Annotated in this window: 12 protein-coding genes and 1 tRNA gene; 7 read left to right on the forward strand and 6 right to left on the reverse strand. The window is 67.2% G+C overall.

Going from position 1 to position 15,085, the window contains the following annotated elements; all coding sequences use genetic code 11:
• The first annotated feature begins 69 nt into the window (after positions 1 to 69).
• The 3 genes from BN118_RS04340 (at position 70) to BN118_RS04350 (ending at position 3,808) form a co-directional block, all read left to right on the forward strand.
• Positions 70 to 145 (forward strand) — tRNA-His (locus BN118_RS04340).
• 420 nt (positions 146 to 565) lie between these two features.
• Complete coding sequence (gene bapA / locus BN118_RS04345) at positions 566 to 3,277, forward strand: autotransporter BapA (protein WP_010930805.1); 2,712 nt, start codon at positions 566 to 568, stop codon at positions 3,275 to 3,277.
• A 258-nt stretch (positions 3,278 to 3,535) separates the two neighbouring features.
• Positions 3,536 to 3,808, forward strand: coding sequence for a hypothetical protein (locus BN118_RS04350; RefSeq protein ID WP_003809939.1), 273 nt, complete (start codon positions 3,536 to 3,538; stop codon positions 3,806 to 3,808).
• On the opposite strand, the gene BN118_RS04355 is transcribed toward BN118_RS04350, so the two are convergent.
• Positions 3,805 to 4,755 carry an IS481-like element IS481 family transposase gene (locus tag BN118_RS04355; RefSeq protein ID WP_005012067.1) on the reverse strand — a complete coding sequence of 317 codons (951 nt, stop codon included), beginning with the start codon at positions 4,753 to 4,755 and terminating at the stop codon, positions 3,805 to 3,807. The two genes, BN118_RS04350 and BN118_RS04355, sit on opposite strands and share 4 nt — an antisense overlap.
• A 17-nt stretch (positions 4,756 to 4,772) precedes the next feature.
• Between BN118_RS04355 and BN118_RS20100 the strand changes: the two genes are divergently transcribed.
• Positions 4,773 to 4,937, forward strand: coding sequence for a hypothetical protein (locus BN118_RS20100; RefSeq protein WP_158322898.1), 165 nt, complete (start codon positions 4,773 to 4,775; stop codon positions 4,935 to 4,937).
• Here BN118_RS20100 and BN118_RS04360 read toward each other — a convergent pair.
• The 5 genes from BN118_RS04360 to BN118_RS04380 form a co-directional block, all read right to left on the reverse strand.
• A complete protein-coding gene (locus tag BN118_RS04360) occupies positions 4,904 to 5,614 on the reverse strand; it encodes a GntR family transcriptional regulator (RefSeq protein WP_014905557.1) in 711 nt (236 codons plus the stop codon). The two genes, BN118_RS20100 and BN118_RS04360, sit on opposite strands and share 34 nt — an antisense overlap.
• Positions 5,615 to 5,685: 71 nt before the next feature.
• Positions 5,686 to 7,347 (reverse strand): thiamine pyrophosphate-binding protein, encoded by a 1,662-nt coding sequence (locus BN118_RS04365; protein WP_010931484.1) that lies wholly within the window; start codon positions 7,345 to 7,347, stop codon positions 5,686 to 5,688.
• A gap of 74 nt (positions 7,348 to 7,421) precedes the next feature.
• A complete protein-coding gene (locus BN118_RS04370) occupies positions 7,422 to 8,387 on the reverse strand; it encodes a tripartite tricarboxylate transporter substrate binding protein (RefSeq protein WP_010931485.1) in 966 nt (321 codons plus the stop codon).
• A gap of 54 nt (positions 8,388 to 8,441) precedes the next feature.
• Positions 8,442 to 9,350, reverse strand: a complete 909-nt coding sequence (locus tag BN118_RS04375) for a TauD/TfdA dioxygenase family protein (RefSeq protein WP_003808542.1) — start codon at positions 9,348 to 9,350, stop codon at positions 8,442 to 8,444.
• A gap of 306 nt (positions 9,351 to 9,656) precedes the next feature.
• Positions 9,657 to 11,945, reverse strand: a complete 2,289-nt coding sequence (locus tag BN118_RS04380; protein ID WP_014905558.1) for an NADP-dependent malic enzyme — start codon at positions 11,943 to 11,945, stop codon at positions 9,657 to 9,659.
• 141 nt (positions 11,946 to 12,086) lie between these two features.
• Between BN118_RS04380 and BN118_RS04385 the strand changes: the two genes are divergently transcribed.
• The 3 genes from BN118_RS04385 (at position 12,087) to BN118_RS04395 (ending at position 15,084) form a co-directional block, all read left to right on the forward strand.
• A complete protein-coding gene (locus BN118_RS04385) occupies positions 12,087 to 13,058 on the forward strand; it encodes a LysR substrate-binding domain-containing protein (RefSeq protein ID WP_010931487.1) in 972 nt (323 codons plus the stop codon).
• Positions 13,059 to 13,309: 251 nt separating this feature from the next.
• The gene (locus BN118_RS04390; RefSeq protein WP_003808548.1) at positions 13,310 to 14,251 is read left to right on the forward strand and encodes an ABC transporter permease; all 942 of its coding nucleotides are present in this window, start codon (positions 13,310 to 13,312) and stop codon (positions 14,249 to 14,251) included.
• Entirely contained in the window at positions 14,251 to 15,084 is an 834-nt protein-coding gene (locus BN118_RS04395; RefSeq protein ID WP_003808549.1) for an ABC transporter permease, read from the forward strand. Before BN118_RS04390 ends, BN118_RS04395 begins: the two co-directional genes overlap by 1 nt.
• The last annotated feature ends 1 nt before the right edge of the window (position 15,085 follow it).

Here is a 15,085-nt window from a genome sequence, read left to right on the forward strand (position 1 = left end):
TTTGCCCGCCGGAAGCGCCGGGGCTGATGCGTCATTTATTTTGTGCTAGAATCTCGCTTCTTTGCTGCGGTGGCTGTAGCTCAGTTGGTAGAGTCCCGGATTGTGATTCCGGTTGTCGTGGGTTCGAGTCCCATCAGCCACCCCACCCGAATTCGTTTGAAAACAGGCACTTAGGCGCAAGCCGGGTGCTTTTTTCTTGGGCGGATGGTGGCAATATCCCGATTCGGTGGCAAGGCGTTCGCGCAGAACGCCGGCTGCCGCCCTGATCCTGATCGGGTGCGCAAAGCCAACTGGCCCCCGCAGAGGCGCGGCCTGGATGAACGGCCCCGCCGAAGGTGGCCTGGCCTGCGAGAGCGCGCAGTGGATCAGCGGATCAGGCCTGCCCTGAGCGTCGAGCGTCCTGTGCGCTGGAAGCCAAGCTCTTCATGGAAACCGCTTGCCTGGGCATCAGTCTCGCCGGGCGGGGCAGCCCGCGTCCACCTCCTGTGCGTGATGCCTGTTAAGAATTCGTGCACGATGCCGTATTGAGCGTATATATTTCGCGTCTACTTGGGGAGGGTTGGTCATGGTCGGCAGGAGTTGTCATCGTGCAGGGTGGTTATACCGGGCGACCTTCCTCTTATACGCCGCAAACTGTGCTTATCCCGCGAACGCCCAATCGGTTTCTGGTTCCGGTCAGGTGTCGAACGGGCCGATCACGTCACCGCACTGGGTGGTGGGCGGGGAACTGATCGTCGGGGATACGGGCGCCGGGACCTTGCTCATCGAGGCCGGCGGTACCGTGCTCAACGACTGGGCCTATATCGGCAGTGACAATGGCGCTGTGGGCACCCTGACGGTGTCGGGCCGCGACGGCGCCGGGGCCGCGTCGACCTGGACGACTGTCGACGATGTGTCGATCGGCGTTGCGGCGGGCAGCAGGGGCACGCTCGAGGTGCTCGGCGGGGCCAGGGCGCAAAGCGGATGGGGCACCATCGGCGTCGCTGCAGGCAGCGTCGGAAGCGTGACCGTGTCCGGGCCCGGGTCGGTGTGGAATATCGCCACGGTCAATTCGTTCCAGATCGGCTCGGGCGGCAGCGGGACGCTGTGGATCGACCAGGGCGGCGCAGTGTATAGCGGGCAGGGCGTCATCGGTTGGAACCCCGGCAGCGACGGGCACGTCACGGTATTGGGTCCGGCAACGGTATGGAACCCGCTGAACAATATCTATGTCGGTCTCGGCGGGACTGGTGAACTGGATATCCGGGACGGCGCGGCCGTTGCGACTGCAGGGTCGAGCCCGCCGGGCGCCGCGGCATCGATCTACATCGGGACGAGCGCAGGGAGCGCCGGCACGGTAACGGTGTCGAGCGCGACGGCCGTCACCTCGACGCTCACGTCGACCGACCGTATCGAAATCGGCTCGGCCGGCGCCGGGGTGCTGACTGTCGCCAAAGGCGGGATGGTGGGCGTCGCCAGCGACGCCTGGATAGCCATCACCGGCACGTCCTCCGGAACGCTGAACCTGACCGGCGATGCCAGCGGCCGAGGCGTGCTGGAAACGGGCTCGGTCATCAAGGGCGCCGGCAACGCGACCTTCAACCTGGATGGCGGGGTCCTGCGCGCCAATCGTGACGAGGCCAATTTCCTCAATGGTTTCTCCACGCAGGCGGTGGGAAGCGGCGGCGCCTGGTTCGATACGAATGCCCATGACGTGGGCGTTGTCACCGCCTTCTCGGGTACGTCCAGCTTCAACAAGCTGGGAGCCGGCACGCTGACGCTGTCAGGCAACAGCGCCGCGTTCACGGGGAACACCGATATCCAGGCCGGAACGCTGCAGGTGGACGGCGTTCTTGGCGGGCCGGTGGATGTGCTGGCGGGGGCGCGGTTGACCGGTACCGGGCGCGTCGGTGCGACGGCCAACAAGGGCACCATTGCGCCGGGCCCGCGCAGCGGCTTTGGCACCCTGACGATCGCCGGGGATTACGCGGCCCAGGGCGGCAACCTGGAAATCCGTACGCAGCTTGGCGCCGACGACTCGCCGACCGACAGGCTGGTGATCACGGGCGCCAGCGCTGGCGTGACACCGGTCACGGTCGAGAATATCGGCGGCACGGGCGCCTCGACCCAGCGGGGCATACAGGTCGTGCAGGTCAATGGCGCTTCGGCAGGCCGGTTCAACCTCGCCAACGGCGATTACGTCATCGAGGGGCGTCCGGCGCTGGTGGCCGGCGCCTATGGCTATGTGCTGCAGCAGGACGCCGCCGACGGCGATTGGTATCTGAAATCGTCGCTGCCCGACCCTGGGGCTCCCCAAGGCGGGGGCGGTCTGCCGGGCGCCGGGGAGCCCGTGCTTTATCAGCCCGGCGTGCCGGTCTATGAAGCCTATGCCAACACGCTGCTGCATCTGAGCCGGCTTTCCACCTTGCGCCAACGGGTCGGCAATCGCCTTTATGATCCGGCAGATGTCGGCCGCAACGGCGTATGGAGCCGCGTCGAGGGCTCCGCGAGCCAGCTCGATCCTTCCGCGTCCACGACTGGCGAACGCCAGGACGTCGATAGCTGGAAAGTGCAGTTCGGTGTCGACCGTATCCTGGCCGGCGGGCAAGAGGGCTCCCGCCTGGTGGGCGGATTGGCGCTGCAGTACGGCAAGGCCGACACGCGCGTGTCGTCGATATACGGCAATGGCACTGTCGACGCCACGGCCTATGGCCTGACCCCGACGCTGACCTGGTACGGCAGGGACGGCGCCTATGTCGATGCCCAGGCCCAGGCGATCTGGTTCGACAGCGACCTGAGTTCACGGCTGGCCGGCAAGCTCAAGGATGGCCGGAAAGCGCATGGCTATGGGCTGGGTATCGAAGCGGGCAAGGCCTTCGGATTGCGGGAGGGGCTGGCCCTGATCCCGCAGGCGCAATTGTCGTACGCATCGACCCGCTTCGACAGCTTCGACGACAGATTCGGCGCCCGCGTCGAAGACGATAAGGGCGACAGCCTGCAGGGCCGTCTCGGCATCGCGCTGGACTACAAGAGCAGCTGGCAAGCGGGCGGCGCGAACCGGGAGTCGAGTGTCTTCGGCATCGTCAATGTGAAGCATGAGTTCCTGGATGGCACGCGCGTGCGCGTTGCCGGCGTGCCGGTAAGCAGCCGCATGGCGCGCACCTGGGGCAGCGTGGGAGTGGGGGCCGATTACGGTTGGGGAGAACGCTACGCCATTTACGGCCAGGTGGACGCCGATGCAGATTTCGCCGGCAGCTACATCGTCACCGCGACCGCGGGGTTCAGGATGATGTTCTAGATTCGGCAAGCCGCCTGCGCCGGTACGGGCGCGCGGCCTGCGCGCAGGCTTTTGCCGGGTAACGGCCGGGATCTGCGCGCTTTGGCCCGGGACCCGTATGCGGGCGCAAGCCGGCACGCCGGGGGCGAAGGCTGTCCGCTGTCAGGGAAATTACGGGTGGTTCGGCGGAGATGTGTATCTTTTCTCTGCCATAGTTACAAAATATAAAGACCACTGCGCCCGGATGCGGGGTATGCTCAATGAAGAGAGGGCATCCGCGTGTATCAGAACAATTTGATCTACAAGGGATACCGCTTGACCGCCAAAGTAGCCAGACACACTGTCGAGGTTAACGAAGCCGCGCCGAGCGGCCCCTTATTCCAGGCAACCGTTTCGGTGGTTCAGGCCGATTCCATCCAGGATACGGGTGACGAGTACCCCGTACCGTATTTTGCCGACGGCGGTTTCGTATACAGCCCGCGCGAAGCGGTGCACCAGGCAATCAGCCATGGCCGCGAAATCGTCGACGCGCTGATCGGGCTGCCAGCCTAGCTGTGAACTGTCAATAGGTTGTATTCGTCCAGGTTGAGTCTGGAGATGGGTACAGCGCGCCCGATGCCTTGGTGGGGTCGATGCCAGTTGTAGTGGTGTAGCCAGGATTTCATGGCATCGGCTCGGTGTTGGGAGTTCTGGTAGGTGTGAGCGTAAGCCCACTCACGCAAGGCCGACTGGATGAAGCGTTCGGCCTTGCCATTGGTCTGTGGGCGGTAAGGTCGGGTAAAGCGGTGCTTGATGCCCAGCTCATGGCACAGCGCGGCGAAGGCGCGGCTGCGAAAGGCCGAGCCATTGTCGGTGAGCAAGCGCTGGATGGTCACGCCCAGGCGCTGGTAGTAGGCCACTGCGTCCTTGAGGAACTGGACGGCGCTGGGGAAGCGCTCGTCGGGGTGGATGTCGGTGAAGGCCACGCGGGCGTGGTCATCGATGGCCACGAAGACGAAGTCCCAGCCGGCCCCCTCAACGGTATCGCGTCGGTTGCCCGTGACCCGGTGGCCAGGGCGCTGGATACGTCCCAGCTTCTTGATGTCGATGTGCAGCAGATCGCCGGGGGCCTGATGCTCGTAGCGCACCACCGGCTCGGCCGGCTCCAGGTCGGCCAGGTGCGACAGACCGGCGCGGGCCAGGACGCGGCTGACGGTGCTGGCTGACACGCCCAGCGCCTGGGCGATGCGCGCTTGGGTCAGCCGCTTGCGGCGCAGCTCCACGATAGCCAGCGCCTTGGCCGGCGCAATCGCTCGGGGCGAGACCGTCGGGCGCGAGGACGCATCGGCCAAGCCCGCCTGGCCCTGAGCCAGGAAGCGGCCCAGCCATTTGCGCACAGTCGGCGCGGTGACCCCATAGGCGCGGGCCGCTTCAGGCACACAAACTTGATGGGCGATCAATTGCTGGACCATTTCGAGTCGACGTAGGAAGGTCAATCGGGCATGCTTATGGGTGTTCATCCGGCCGGGCTCCTTGAGTGAACTGGGGAGTTGGCGATTTCCAGTTTCTCAAATCCGGTTCGGATGAACCATGCATACAACCTATTGAATCTTCACAGCTAGCGCCCGCGCCCGCCGGCCAGGCGGGTTGCTTCTGTGCGCGGCGCTTTCAGGAAGCGAGCTGTCCGCGCACGGCGCGGTAGGAGGCGCCCAGCAGCAGCTTGGCGCTTTCTTCGGCGGCGGCGGCATCGCGCGTGCACACTGCCTCGAGCAGGCGCTGCCAGTCGCCCACGGACTCGCGCCGGCGCTGCTGGCTCTGGAAGCTGAGCGACTTGCCGCGCACGGAGGTTTTCCAGAGCATCTGGTTGCTCAGGCCCTCGTACATCGTGTCCAGCTGTTTCCAGCCTACTGCCTGTATCAGCAATTGCTGGGTCTCGATGGAGACCTTCGCATAGGACGCCGGCGAGGTGGATGGCTTGTCGGCGAGCTGGCGCAGGCGTTCCACCTGTTGGCGCAGCTGCTCCAGGATTTCGTCGTCGCCATGTTCGGCCACCCGGCGCGCGGCCAGTCCGAGCAGCTGCGCGCGGATGCAGAAGATTTCTTCTATTTCATCGGCGCGGATCTCGCGCACGCGCGCCCCGAAGCGGGGCACGCGTTCGATGACGCCGCGGCGCTCCAGGGTGCTGATGGCCTCGCGCACGGTGGTGCGGCTGACCGCGAATCGATCGGACAGCGTTTCTTCCTTCAGGCGTTCCCCCGGCTGCAGCACGCCGGTCTGGATCGACTGCATCAGCCGGTCGGCGACCTGTTCAGGCAGCGACTTCGACGTTCGTCCCAGGGGGAGTTCTTCTATATCGGCCGACTGTGGTTGGCGAGTCATTGAGGTGCGGTCAGGAAGAAAGGGCCATGATGGAGAGCGGATAGTATATCCCGCGCCCATGCGCGGATGCCTCATGCGGCAAGGGTCGGCAGGTCGCGGCGCGCCGAGATCGCGGCGGGGTCGGTGCGTATCTCGATGAGCGCGGCCCGGCCGCTGGCGCAGGCCCGTTCGAACGCCGCGGGGAAGTCGTCGTGGTGCGCCACGCGCTCGGCATGGGCGCCGTAGGCGCTGGCGAGCGCGACGAAGTCGGGGTTGCGCAGCGAGGTGCCCGACACGCGCCCGGGGTAATGCATTTCCTGGTGCATGCGGATGGTGCCGAACATGCCGTTGTTGACGACGATGAAGACCACGGCGGCGTCGTGCTGGATGGCGGTGGCCAGTTCCTGGCCGTTCATCATGAAGCAGCCGTCGCCGGCGAAGCAGACCACGGTGCGGGCCGGCGCCGCCAGCTTGGCGGCGATGGCTGCCGGCACGCCGTAGCCCATGGCGCCGTTGGTGGGCGCGAGTTGCCGGCGCTGCGGCGAATACTGGAAGTAGCGGTGCACCCAGCCGGCGTAGTTGCCGGCGCCGTTGGTCACGATGGCGTTCTGCGGCAAGTGCTGGTTGAGCCAATGCATGACCTGCGCCAGGTCGGTGTCGCGGCGGGACGGGGCGACGGCCAGGTCGGTCCGGTAGTCGTCCGCCAGCTCGCGCAGCCAGGCGTCGCAGCGGGCGGGCGGGTTGTCGCAGGCATCCAGTTGCGCCGCGAAGGCCTGCACGTCGGCCGCGATGGGCAGGTCGGCCGGATAGACGCGGCCCAGTTCCTGCGGATCGGGATGGACGTGGATCAAGGTCTGGCCGGGATGCTCCGGCGTGATGAGCGCGTAGCTGTCCGTGGTGGCGTCGGCCAGGCGCGCGCCGACGACCAGCAGCAGGTCGGCCTGCCGCACATGGCGCGCCAGGCTGGGCGCGATGCCCAGCCCGATGTGGCCGGCATAGCAGGGGTGGCGGTTGTCGAAGCGATCCTGGCGCCGGAACGCCGTGGCCACGGGCAGGCCGGCGCGCTCGGCATAGCGGGTGATGGCGGCGCTGGCCGCCTCGTTCCAGCCGCCGCCGCCGACGATCAGCAGCGGCCGCCGGGCCGCCGCCAGCAGTTCGTGCAGCCGCTTCATGTCGGCGCTGGTTGCGCAGGCGCGGGCGATGCGGTGGGGAACGCGGTCGGCGGCGTGCGCCGTCGCCCGCAGGACGTCCTCGGGCAGGGCCAGCACCACGGGCCCCGGCCGGCCCGACAGCGCGACCTGGTGCGCCCGATGGACGAATTCCGGGATGCGCTGCGCGTCGTCGATGCTGGCCACCCACTTGGCCATCTGGCCGTACATCCTGCGGTAGTCGATCTCCTGGAAGGCCTCCCGTTCGGCCACGTCGGCGCCCACCTGGCCGACGAACAGAATCATCGGTGTCGAGTCCTGGAAGGCGGTATGCACGCCTATGCTGGCGTTGGTGGCGCCCGGCCCGCGCGTCACGAAGCAGATGCCGGGCTTGCCGGTCAGCTTGCCATAGGCTTCGGCCATGAAGGCCGCGCCGCCCTCCTGGCGGCAGACAGTCAGCCGGATGTCCTGCGCATCGTCGCGCAGGGCATCCAGCACGGGCAGATAGCTTTCGCCGGGCACGCAGAAGGCCTGGTCCACGCCGTGGACCTTCAACGCATCGACCAGGATACGGCCGCCGGTACGGGCGGCAAGAGTCGGATTCATGATTTTCTGGATGGGCAGTCTTGCGACAATCGGCACGGCAGTGGGGGCGGCCGGGGCCGCCCGCCGGGCTGCCGTCAGTTGAGGTTGATGTGGGCGGTGCGGATGACCTTGCCCCATTTGTCGACTTCTTCCGCGATGTAGGCGTCGGCCTGCGCCGGCGTGCGCGCGACGGCCTCGCCGCCCAGCTTGGCCAGTTGCGCCACGAAGTCAGGGTCGGCGGAAATCTTCTTCAGGGCGTCGTTGTAGGCCTGCACCGTCGCGTCGGGCGTCTTGGCCGGCGCCAGCAGCGTGAACCATCCCAGCACTTCGAAATCCGGGTAGCCGCTTTCCGCCATGGTCGGCGTATCGGGCAGGAAGCGCGAGCGCGTCTTCGACGTGATGGCCAGCGGCCGGACCGTGCCCTGCTGGATGTGCGGCAGCATCACGGCGATGTTGTCGAACATCATGGGCACGCGTCCGGCGATCAGGTCGGGCAGGGCGGCCGCGCTGCCCTTGTAGGGCACATGCATGATGTCGACGCCGGCCTCGTCCTTGAACAATTCCGCCGCCAGGTGCTGGCCCGTGCCCGGGCTGGCGGACGCGAACTCCACCTTGCCCGGGTTGCGCTTCAGGTAATCGACGAAGTCGCGCAGGTTGGTGGCCTGCATGCCGGGATTGACGACCAGGACATAGGGCGTCACCGCGACCATGCCGACGGCGCGAAAGCTCTTGACGGTGTCGAACGACTGGTTGGTGTAGAGCGAGGCATTGGTGGCGTGGCTGCTGGGGGCGAACAGCAGCGTGTTGCCGTCCGGGTCGGCCTTGGCCACCGTCGCCGCGGCCAGGTTGCCGCTGGCGCCGGCGCGGTTCTCGACCACGACCGAGCGGCTCAGTTCGCCGCCCAGCCGTTGCGCCACCAGGCGCGCGATGACGTCGGTCGTGCCGCCGGGGGGAAAGCCGACCATCATGCGCAGGGGTTGCTGCGCACAGGCCACGCCGGCCCACAGGGGCATGGCCACCAGGGCGAGCGCGAGCGCCGCCTTCTCGAATATCCGCTGCATGTCTTGTCTCCGTATATAAGTGTTGTATGGCGCGGTGCGCCGGCGTGCGCGTGGTCAGGACACGGCGGCGATCGCGCTGCGCGCGGCCTGCTCGTCCAGCGGGGCGTCCTCGATCACGTAGCCGGACGGCTCGCCCAGCATGGAGCAGCGCATCATGTGGCGCGGCTTGCTCTGGTCGAAATCCGGCAGCGCGATGTGCAAGGTGCAGCGGTTGTCCCACATCACGATGTCGTTCACGCTCCAACGGTGCCGGTAGACGAACTCCGGCGACGTGGCATGGCGGTTCAGGAAGTCCAGGATCGGACGGCTTTCTTCTTCGGTCATGCCGACGAACGTGCGGACCCGGTCGCTGACGAACAGGCATTTGCGGCCGGTTTCGGGATGGATGCGCACGACCGGATGGGCGATGGGCGGGTTGCGGCGCTTGAGCGCGGCGGTCTGCTCCGGATCGCGGCGGTCGAACCCCTTGATCAGGCTGATGTCGTGCACGGCGTGCAGGCCGTCGACGAAGCGCTTGAACGGCGCGCTGAGCGACTCGTAGGCCTGGTACATGTTGGCGAACATGGTGTCGCCGCCGACCGGGGGCTTTTCCTTGCACATCAGTACCGAGCCCTTGGCGGGCCGGTCGGTATAGCTGAGGTCGGAGTGCCAGTTGCGGCCGGTGTTGCGGGTTTGCGAAGGCTTGCCGTCGCGCGGCTTGTTCGTCACCAGCAGGACTTCGGGGTAATCGGGGTCGCGGTAATAGGGCACGCTGTCGTTGCGCTCGACGTCGCCGAAATGGCGCGTGAAATCGATCAGTTGCGGGGCGTTCAGGTCCTGGCCGGGGAAGACCAGCACCAGGTGTTCATGCCAGGCCGCGCGCAGCCTGGCCAGTTGTTCCGGCTGCAGCGCCTGCCGCAGGTCGATGCCCGATACCGCCGCGCCGGCCGCGTAGCCGAGCGGGCGAACCGTGATGTCGCTCATGTCTGTGTCTCCTCGGGCGGCCGGGGGAGGGCCGCGATGTCACGCGCCGGATTCACGCGTCCGGAAATCATAGTCCGTATATTGCACATTGTCGACATCGACAAAAAACAATGTGCAATGTGCGGGAAAGAAGCAAGGCAAGGAACGCGACGAGGGCGCGCCCGGAACGTCGGCGAGGACGCGCTATTTGCGGGCGGGAATGGCGGGGAGGGGCGCGGCGTCGGCGGCCGGCGGCGGTGCGCGGCTGGCGGGGCCGCGTGAAGGGGGGAGAGGGGGCGGCAGCCCTGGCGCTGCCGCCCCGCCGTCTTACTGCGGGCGGTTGGCGTCCAGCACGCAGAGCGCCGCCATGTTGATGATGCGGCGCACGGTGGCGCTGGAGGTGACGATGTGCACCGGCGCGTTGGCGCCCAGCAGGATGGGACCGACCGCCACGTTCTTGCCGGCCACCGTCTTGAGCAGGTTGTAGGCGATGTTGCCGGAGTCCACGTTGGGGCACACCAGCAGGTTGGCCGAACCCTTCAGGGGAGAGTCGGGCAGCAGGCGCAGGCGCAGCGATTCGTCCAGGGCGCAGTCGCCGTGCATCTCGCCGTCGATCTCCAGGCCGGGGGCCTGGCGGTTGACCAGCTCCAGCGCGTGGCGCATCTTGGCGCCCGAGGCCGAGCTGCCCGAGCCGAAGTTCGAGCGCGACAGCAGCGCCACCTTGGGCGCCAGGCCCAGGCGCTGCATTTCCTCGGCGGCCGCCACGGTGTACTCGGCGATCTGCTCGGCGCTGGGGTCTTCATTGACGTGCGTGTCCACCAGGGCCACGGTGCGCTCGTCCAGCAGCAGGATGTTCATCGCCGCGTAGGTGGTGGCGCCGGGCTTTCTGCCGATGACCTGGTCGATGAAGCGCAGGTGGTCGTGGAAGCCGCTGACCGCGCCGCAGATCATGCCGTCGGCGTCGCCCAGGTGCACCATCATGGCGCCGATCAGGGTCAGGCGGCGGCGCATTTCCACGCGCGCCATCTCCTTGGTGATGCCGTTGCGGCACATCATGTCCCAGTAGGTGGTCCAGTACTGGTGGAAGCGCTCGTCGTATTCCGGGTTGCAGACCTCGACGTCCTGGCCCAGGCGCAGGCGCAGGCCGAATTTCTCGATGCGCGACAGCAGCACCTGGGGGCGGCCCACCAGGATGGGCTTGGCGACTTTCTCGTCGACGATGACCTGCACGGCGCGCAGCACGCGCTCGTCCTCGCCCTCGGTGAACACGATGCGGGCCCGTCCGCCGTCGCGCACGATCTGCTTGGCCTGCGAGAACAGCGGCTTCATGAAGGCGCCGGAGTGGTAGACGAACTGCTGCAGCTGCTCGGCGTAGGCGTCCAGGTCGGCGATGGGACGCGTGGCCACGCCGCCCTCCATGGCCGCCTTGGCCACCGCCGGCGCGATGCGCACGATCAGGCGCGGATCGAACGGCTTGGGAATCAGGTAGTCGCGGCCAAACGAAATGTCATAGGTGCCGTAGGCCGCGGCCACGACCTCGTTCTGTTCTTCGCGCGCCAGGCTGGCGATGGCCAGGACCGCCGCCTTTTCCATCTCGCGCGTGATCGTGGTCGCGCCCACGTCCAGCGCGCCGCGGAAGATGTACGGAAAGCACAGCACGTTGTTGACCTGGTTCGGGTAATCCGAACGGCCGGTGGCCATGACGATGTCGTCGCGCACCGCGTGCGCCGCCTCGGGCAGGATCTCGGGGTTGGGGTTGGCCAGCGCCAGGATCAGCGGGTTGGCCGCCATGGCGGCCACCATCTCGAGCTTGAGCACATTGCCGGCCGACAGGCCCAGGAACACGTCCGCGCCCTCGATCACCTCGGCCAGGGTGCGGGCCTCGGTCGGCTGCGCATAGCGCGCCTTGTCCGGGTCCATCAGGGCGGTGCGGCCCTGGTAGACGGCGCCTTCGATGTCGGTGACCCACACATGCTCGATGGGCAGGCCCAGGTCCACCAGCAAATCCAGGCAGGCCAGGGCGGCGGCGCCGGCGCCCGAGGTCACCACCTTGACCTGCGCAATATCCTTGCCCACCACTTCCAGGCCGTTGATGAAGGCCGCGCACACCGTGATGGCGGTGCCGTGCTGGTCGTCGTGGAACACCGGGATCTTCATGCGCTCGCGCAGCTTGCGCTCGACCGTGAAGCACTCCGGCGCCTTGATGTCTTCCAGGTTGATGCCGCCGAAGGTGGCTTCCAGCCCGGCGATGATCTCCACCAGCTTGTCCGGGTCGGTCTCGTTGATCTCGATGTCGAACACGTCCAGCCCGGCGAACTTCTTGAACAGCACCGCCTTGCCTTCCATCACCGGCTTGGAGGCCAGCGCGCCGATGTTGCCCAGCCCCAGCACCGCCGTGCCGTTGGTGATCACGCCCACCAGGTTGCCCCGCCCGGTGTAGCGGAACACATTCACCGGATCGTCGACGATCTCCTCGCAGGCGGCGGCCACGCCCGGCGAGTAGGCCAGGCTGAGGTCGCGCTGCGTGACCAGCGGCTTGGTGGCCGTGACCGAGATTTTTCCGGGATGCGGATAGGCGTGGTAGTCCAGTGCGGCTTGGCGGTCGGTGTCTTTCATGTCGTCCTCGAAGGGTGGCGGCGCTGGTGTGCGGCGCCCGGCCTGTTACGCATGGCCCATTCTAGGCACAAGATATAAGCAAACTATTTTGTTTTAAGATATAGACATAACTTTTAAGTGATATTACTGCGTTCCGTCCCTATGACTGGTTCTCCTTCCGTCGACGCCGCCGAGATCGTCCGCCGGCTCACTTCGCGCCTGAAAATGCGCCACCTGCAGTTGCTGCTGCACGTGCGGCAGCTGGGATCGCTGACGCGCGTCGCGCAGCAGTTGTCCACCAGCCAGCCGGCGGTCACCAATGCCCTGGCCGAACTGGAGGACATGTTCGGGGCGCCGCTGTTCCAGCGCACCGCGCGCGGCATGACGCCCACGCCGCTGGGCCTGGTGGTGCTGGCCCGCGCCGAGGCCATCATCCACGACCTGCGCCATCTGGTGGACGACATGGGGGCATCCGCGTCGGGCTACACGGCGCGCCTGCACCTGGGCGTGACGCCGTTTGTCTCCAGCCGCCTGATCGCTGCGGCCATCGGGCGCGCGCAGCGCGCCGACCATCGGCTGGCCGCCAGCGTGCACGACGGCATCAGCGGCAAGCTGCTGGCCGGCCTGCGCGACCACAGCCTGGATGTGGTGGTGGCGCGGGCCGGCCCGGCGCTGGACGTCGAGGGCATTGTCTTCGAGCCGCTGTACGTGCAGCAGCCGCGCCTGATCGCCAGCCGCCGGCTGGCCGCGCGGCTGGCCCGCCGCGCGCTCGACTGGAGCGCCCTGGCCGAGCTCGACTGGATCCTGGGCGTGCCGCAGACCGCCATGCGCGACCAGGTCGCCAGCCTGTTCATGCAGGCCGGCATCCGGCCGCCCGCCGCCACCACCGAGTGCCATTCGGCCAAGCTGATCGGCGAACTGATCGCCGCCAGCGACCGGGCCCTGTCGATCGTGCCGGCCGACATCGCCGACGAACTGGTCAGCGTGGCCGGCGTGGCCATCGTGCCGTTCTCGTTCACCTGGCACCTGCCGCCGATCGCCGTATTCATGCGCCACGAAAGCCAGGGCAGCGCGCCCCACCGGCTGTTCGCCGAGGCCCTGCGCGAAGAGTGCCGGCACGCCCGGGCCGGCTGAACAGGGCGTTTCCCTGGTCCGCGCGCATAGGGGGATACCCTAGGCGACGGCCGCCCCCTGTCCACGCGTGCCCAGCGCTGGCAAGGCTTTGCATGAGAGTTCTAATAAAGGCAATGCTTTTTTAAGAATATTGATATGGTTGGAATGCTCCCCCCTATCTAGAATGCGCCGCAGGTCGTTGCGGCCCGGCGTGCCCGGTCCGCGCCGACAGCGGCCGGGCCGATGGCCCGTTCTCACTGGAAGGGGATTCAATGCTTTCGTACACATTGCGACGGCTGCTCATGACCTTGCCCGTCATGCTGTTCGTCGCGCTGTTCGTCTTCGGCCTGCTGGACCTCGCGCCCGGCGACCCGGCCGCCCTGCTGGCCGGCGAGGACGCCACGCCGCAGGACATCGCGCGCATCCGCGCCACCCTGGGCCTGGACCAGCCGTTCCTGCAGCGCTTCGCGGAATGGGGCTGGAACGTGCTGCATGGCGACCTGGGCACCTCGCTGTTCACCGGCCTGCCGGTCAGCCACATGATCGGCCAGCGGCTCGTTCCCACGTTTTCGCTGATGCTGATGACGCTGCTCGTCTCGGTCGTGATCGCCATCCCCATCGGCGCGCTGGCGGCCTGGAAGCACAACCGCCTGCAGGACCGCGGCATCATGGTCCTGGCGGTGTTCAGCTTCTCCGTGCCGTCGTTCGCGGTGGGCTACCTGCTGGCGTGGATCTTCGGCCTGCAGCTGCGCTGGTTCCCGGTGCAGGGCTATGTGCCGCTGGCCACCGGTTTCTGGGCCTCGGTGCACACCCTGGTGCTGCCCGCCCTGGCGCTGGGCAGCGTCTACGTGGCGCTGATTACCCGCATCACGCGCGCCACGCTGCTCGAAACCCTGTCGCAGGACTACATCCGCACGGCGCGCGCCAAGGGCGTGGGCAACCGCGGCCTGCTGTTCCGGCACGCCCTCAAGAACGCGGCCGTGCCCATCATCACCGTCATCGGCAGCGGCGTGGCCCTGCTGATCAGCGGCACCGTGGTGACGGAAACCGTGTTCTCCATCCCCGGCCTGGGCCGGCTGGTGGTCGACGCCATCCTGCGGCGCGACTACCCGGTCATCCAGGGGGTGATCCTGCTGTTCAGCTTCATGTACGTGCTGGTCAACCTGCTGGTCGATCTGCTCTATCGCGCCTTCGACCCGAGGATCAAATACTGATGAGCAATATTGCCGGTTTTCTCAAGCGCCACCCGACCACGGCGGTGGGCGGCGGGCTGCTCCTGCTGCTGTTCCTGATGGCGGTCTGCGCGCCCTGGCTGGGCACGGTGGACCCCACCGCGCTCTCGCCCATCCACCGCACCCGCGCGCCGAGCGAACAGTTCTGGTTCGGTACCGACCTGCTCGGCCGCGACGTGTACTCGCGCGTGATCTACGGCGCCCGCGTCTCGCTGATCGTGGGGTTCACCGTCGCCGCGCTGTCGACCGTGATCGGCGTGGTGATCGGCCTGGCCGCGGGTTTCGTGCGTTGGGTCGATGCGGTGGTCATGCGGATCATGGACGGCTTCATGTCGATTCCCACCATCCTGCTGGCGATCGCGCTGATCGCGCTGACCCGCGCCTCGCTGCAGAACGTCATCATCGCGATCACCATCGCCGAAGTGCCGCGCGTGGTGCGCCTGGTGCGCGGGCTGGTGCTGTCGCTGCGCGAGCAGCCGTATGTCGAGGCGGCGGTGGCCGCGGGCGCCAGCCGCCTGCGCATCGTCGCGCGGCATATCTTCCCCAACACGCTGGCCGCCCTGATGGTGCAGGCCACCTACATCTGCGGCGTGGCCATCCTGGCCGAGGCCAGCCTGTCGTTCATCGGCGCGGGTGTGCCGCCGTCGGTGCCGTCGTGGGGCAACATCATGGCCGAAGGCCGGGCGCTGTGGCAGATCAAGCCGCATCTTATCGCCTTCCCCGCGGTGTTCCTGTCCATCACGATCCTGGCGATCAACATGCTGGGCGACGGGTTGCGCGATGCGGTCGACCCGCGCATGGCCAAGAGGATCTGAT

This window comes from Bordetella pertussis 18323, assembly GCF_000306945.1.
Taxonomy (GTDB): domain Bacteria; phylum Pseudomonadota; class Gammaproteobacteria; order Burkholderiales; family Burkholderiaceae_B; genus Bordetella; species Bordetella pertussis.

What these genes read in the sequence shown, in the direction of transcription:
- BN118_RS04355 (WP_005012067.1), bottom strand. Translation starts at nt 4,755, where the DNA reads ATGAACACCCATAAGCATGCCCGATTGACCTTCCTACGTCGACTCGAA.
- BN118_RS04375 (WP_003808542.1), bottom strand. Translation starts at nt 9,350, where the DNA reads ATGAGCGACATCACGGTTCGCCCGCTCGGCTACGCGGCCGGCGCGGCG.
- BN118_RS04385 (WP_010931487.1), top strand. Translation starts at nt 12,087, where the DNA reads ATGACTGGTTCTCCTTCCGTCGACGCCGCCGAGATCGTCCGCCGGCTC.
- BN118_RS04395 (WP_003808549.1), top strand. Translation starts at nt 14,251, where the DNA reads ATGAGCAATATTGCCGGTTTTCTCAAGCGCCACCCGACCACGGCGGTG.
- bapA (WP_010930805.1), top strand. Translation starts at nt 566, where the DNA reads ATGGTCGGCAGGAGTTGTCATCGTGCAGGGTGGTTATACCGGGCGACC.
- BN118_RS04365 (WP_010931484.1), bottom strand. Translation starts at nt 7,347, where the DNA reads ATGAATCCGACTCTTGCCGCCCGTACCGGCGGCCGTATCCTGGTCGAT.
- BN118_RS04360 (WP_014905557.1), bottom strand. Translation starts at nt 5,614, where the DNA reads ATGACTCGCCAACCACAGTCGGCCGATATAGAAGAACTCCCCCTGGGA.
- BN118_RS04370 (WP_010931485.1), bottom strand. Translation starts at nt 8,387, where the DNA reads ATGCAGCGGATATTCGAGAAGGCGGCGCTCGCGCTCGCCCTGGTGGCC.
- BN118_RS04390 (WP_003808548.1), top strand. Translation starts at nt 13,310, where the DNA reads ATGCTTTCGTACACATTGCGACGGCTGCTCATGACCTTGCCCGTCATG.
- BN118_RS04380 (WP_014905558.1), bottom strand. Translation starts at nt 11,945, where the DNA reads ATGAAAGACACCGACCGCCAAGCCGCACTGGACTACCACGCCTATCCG.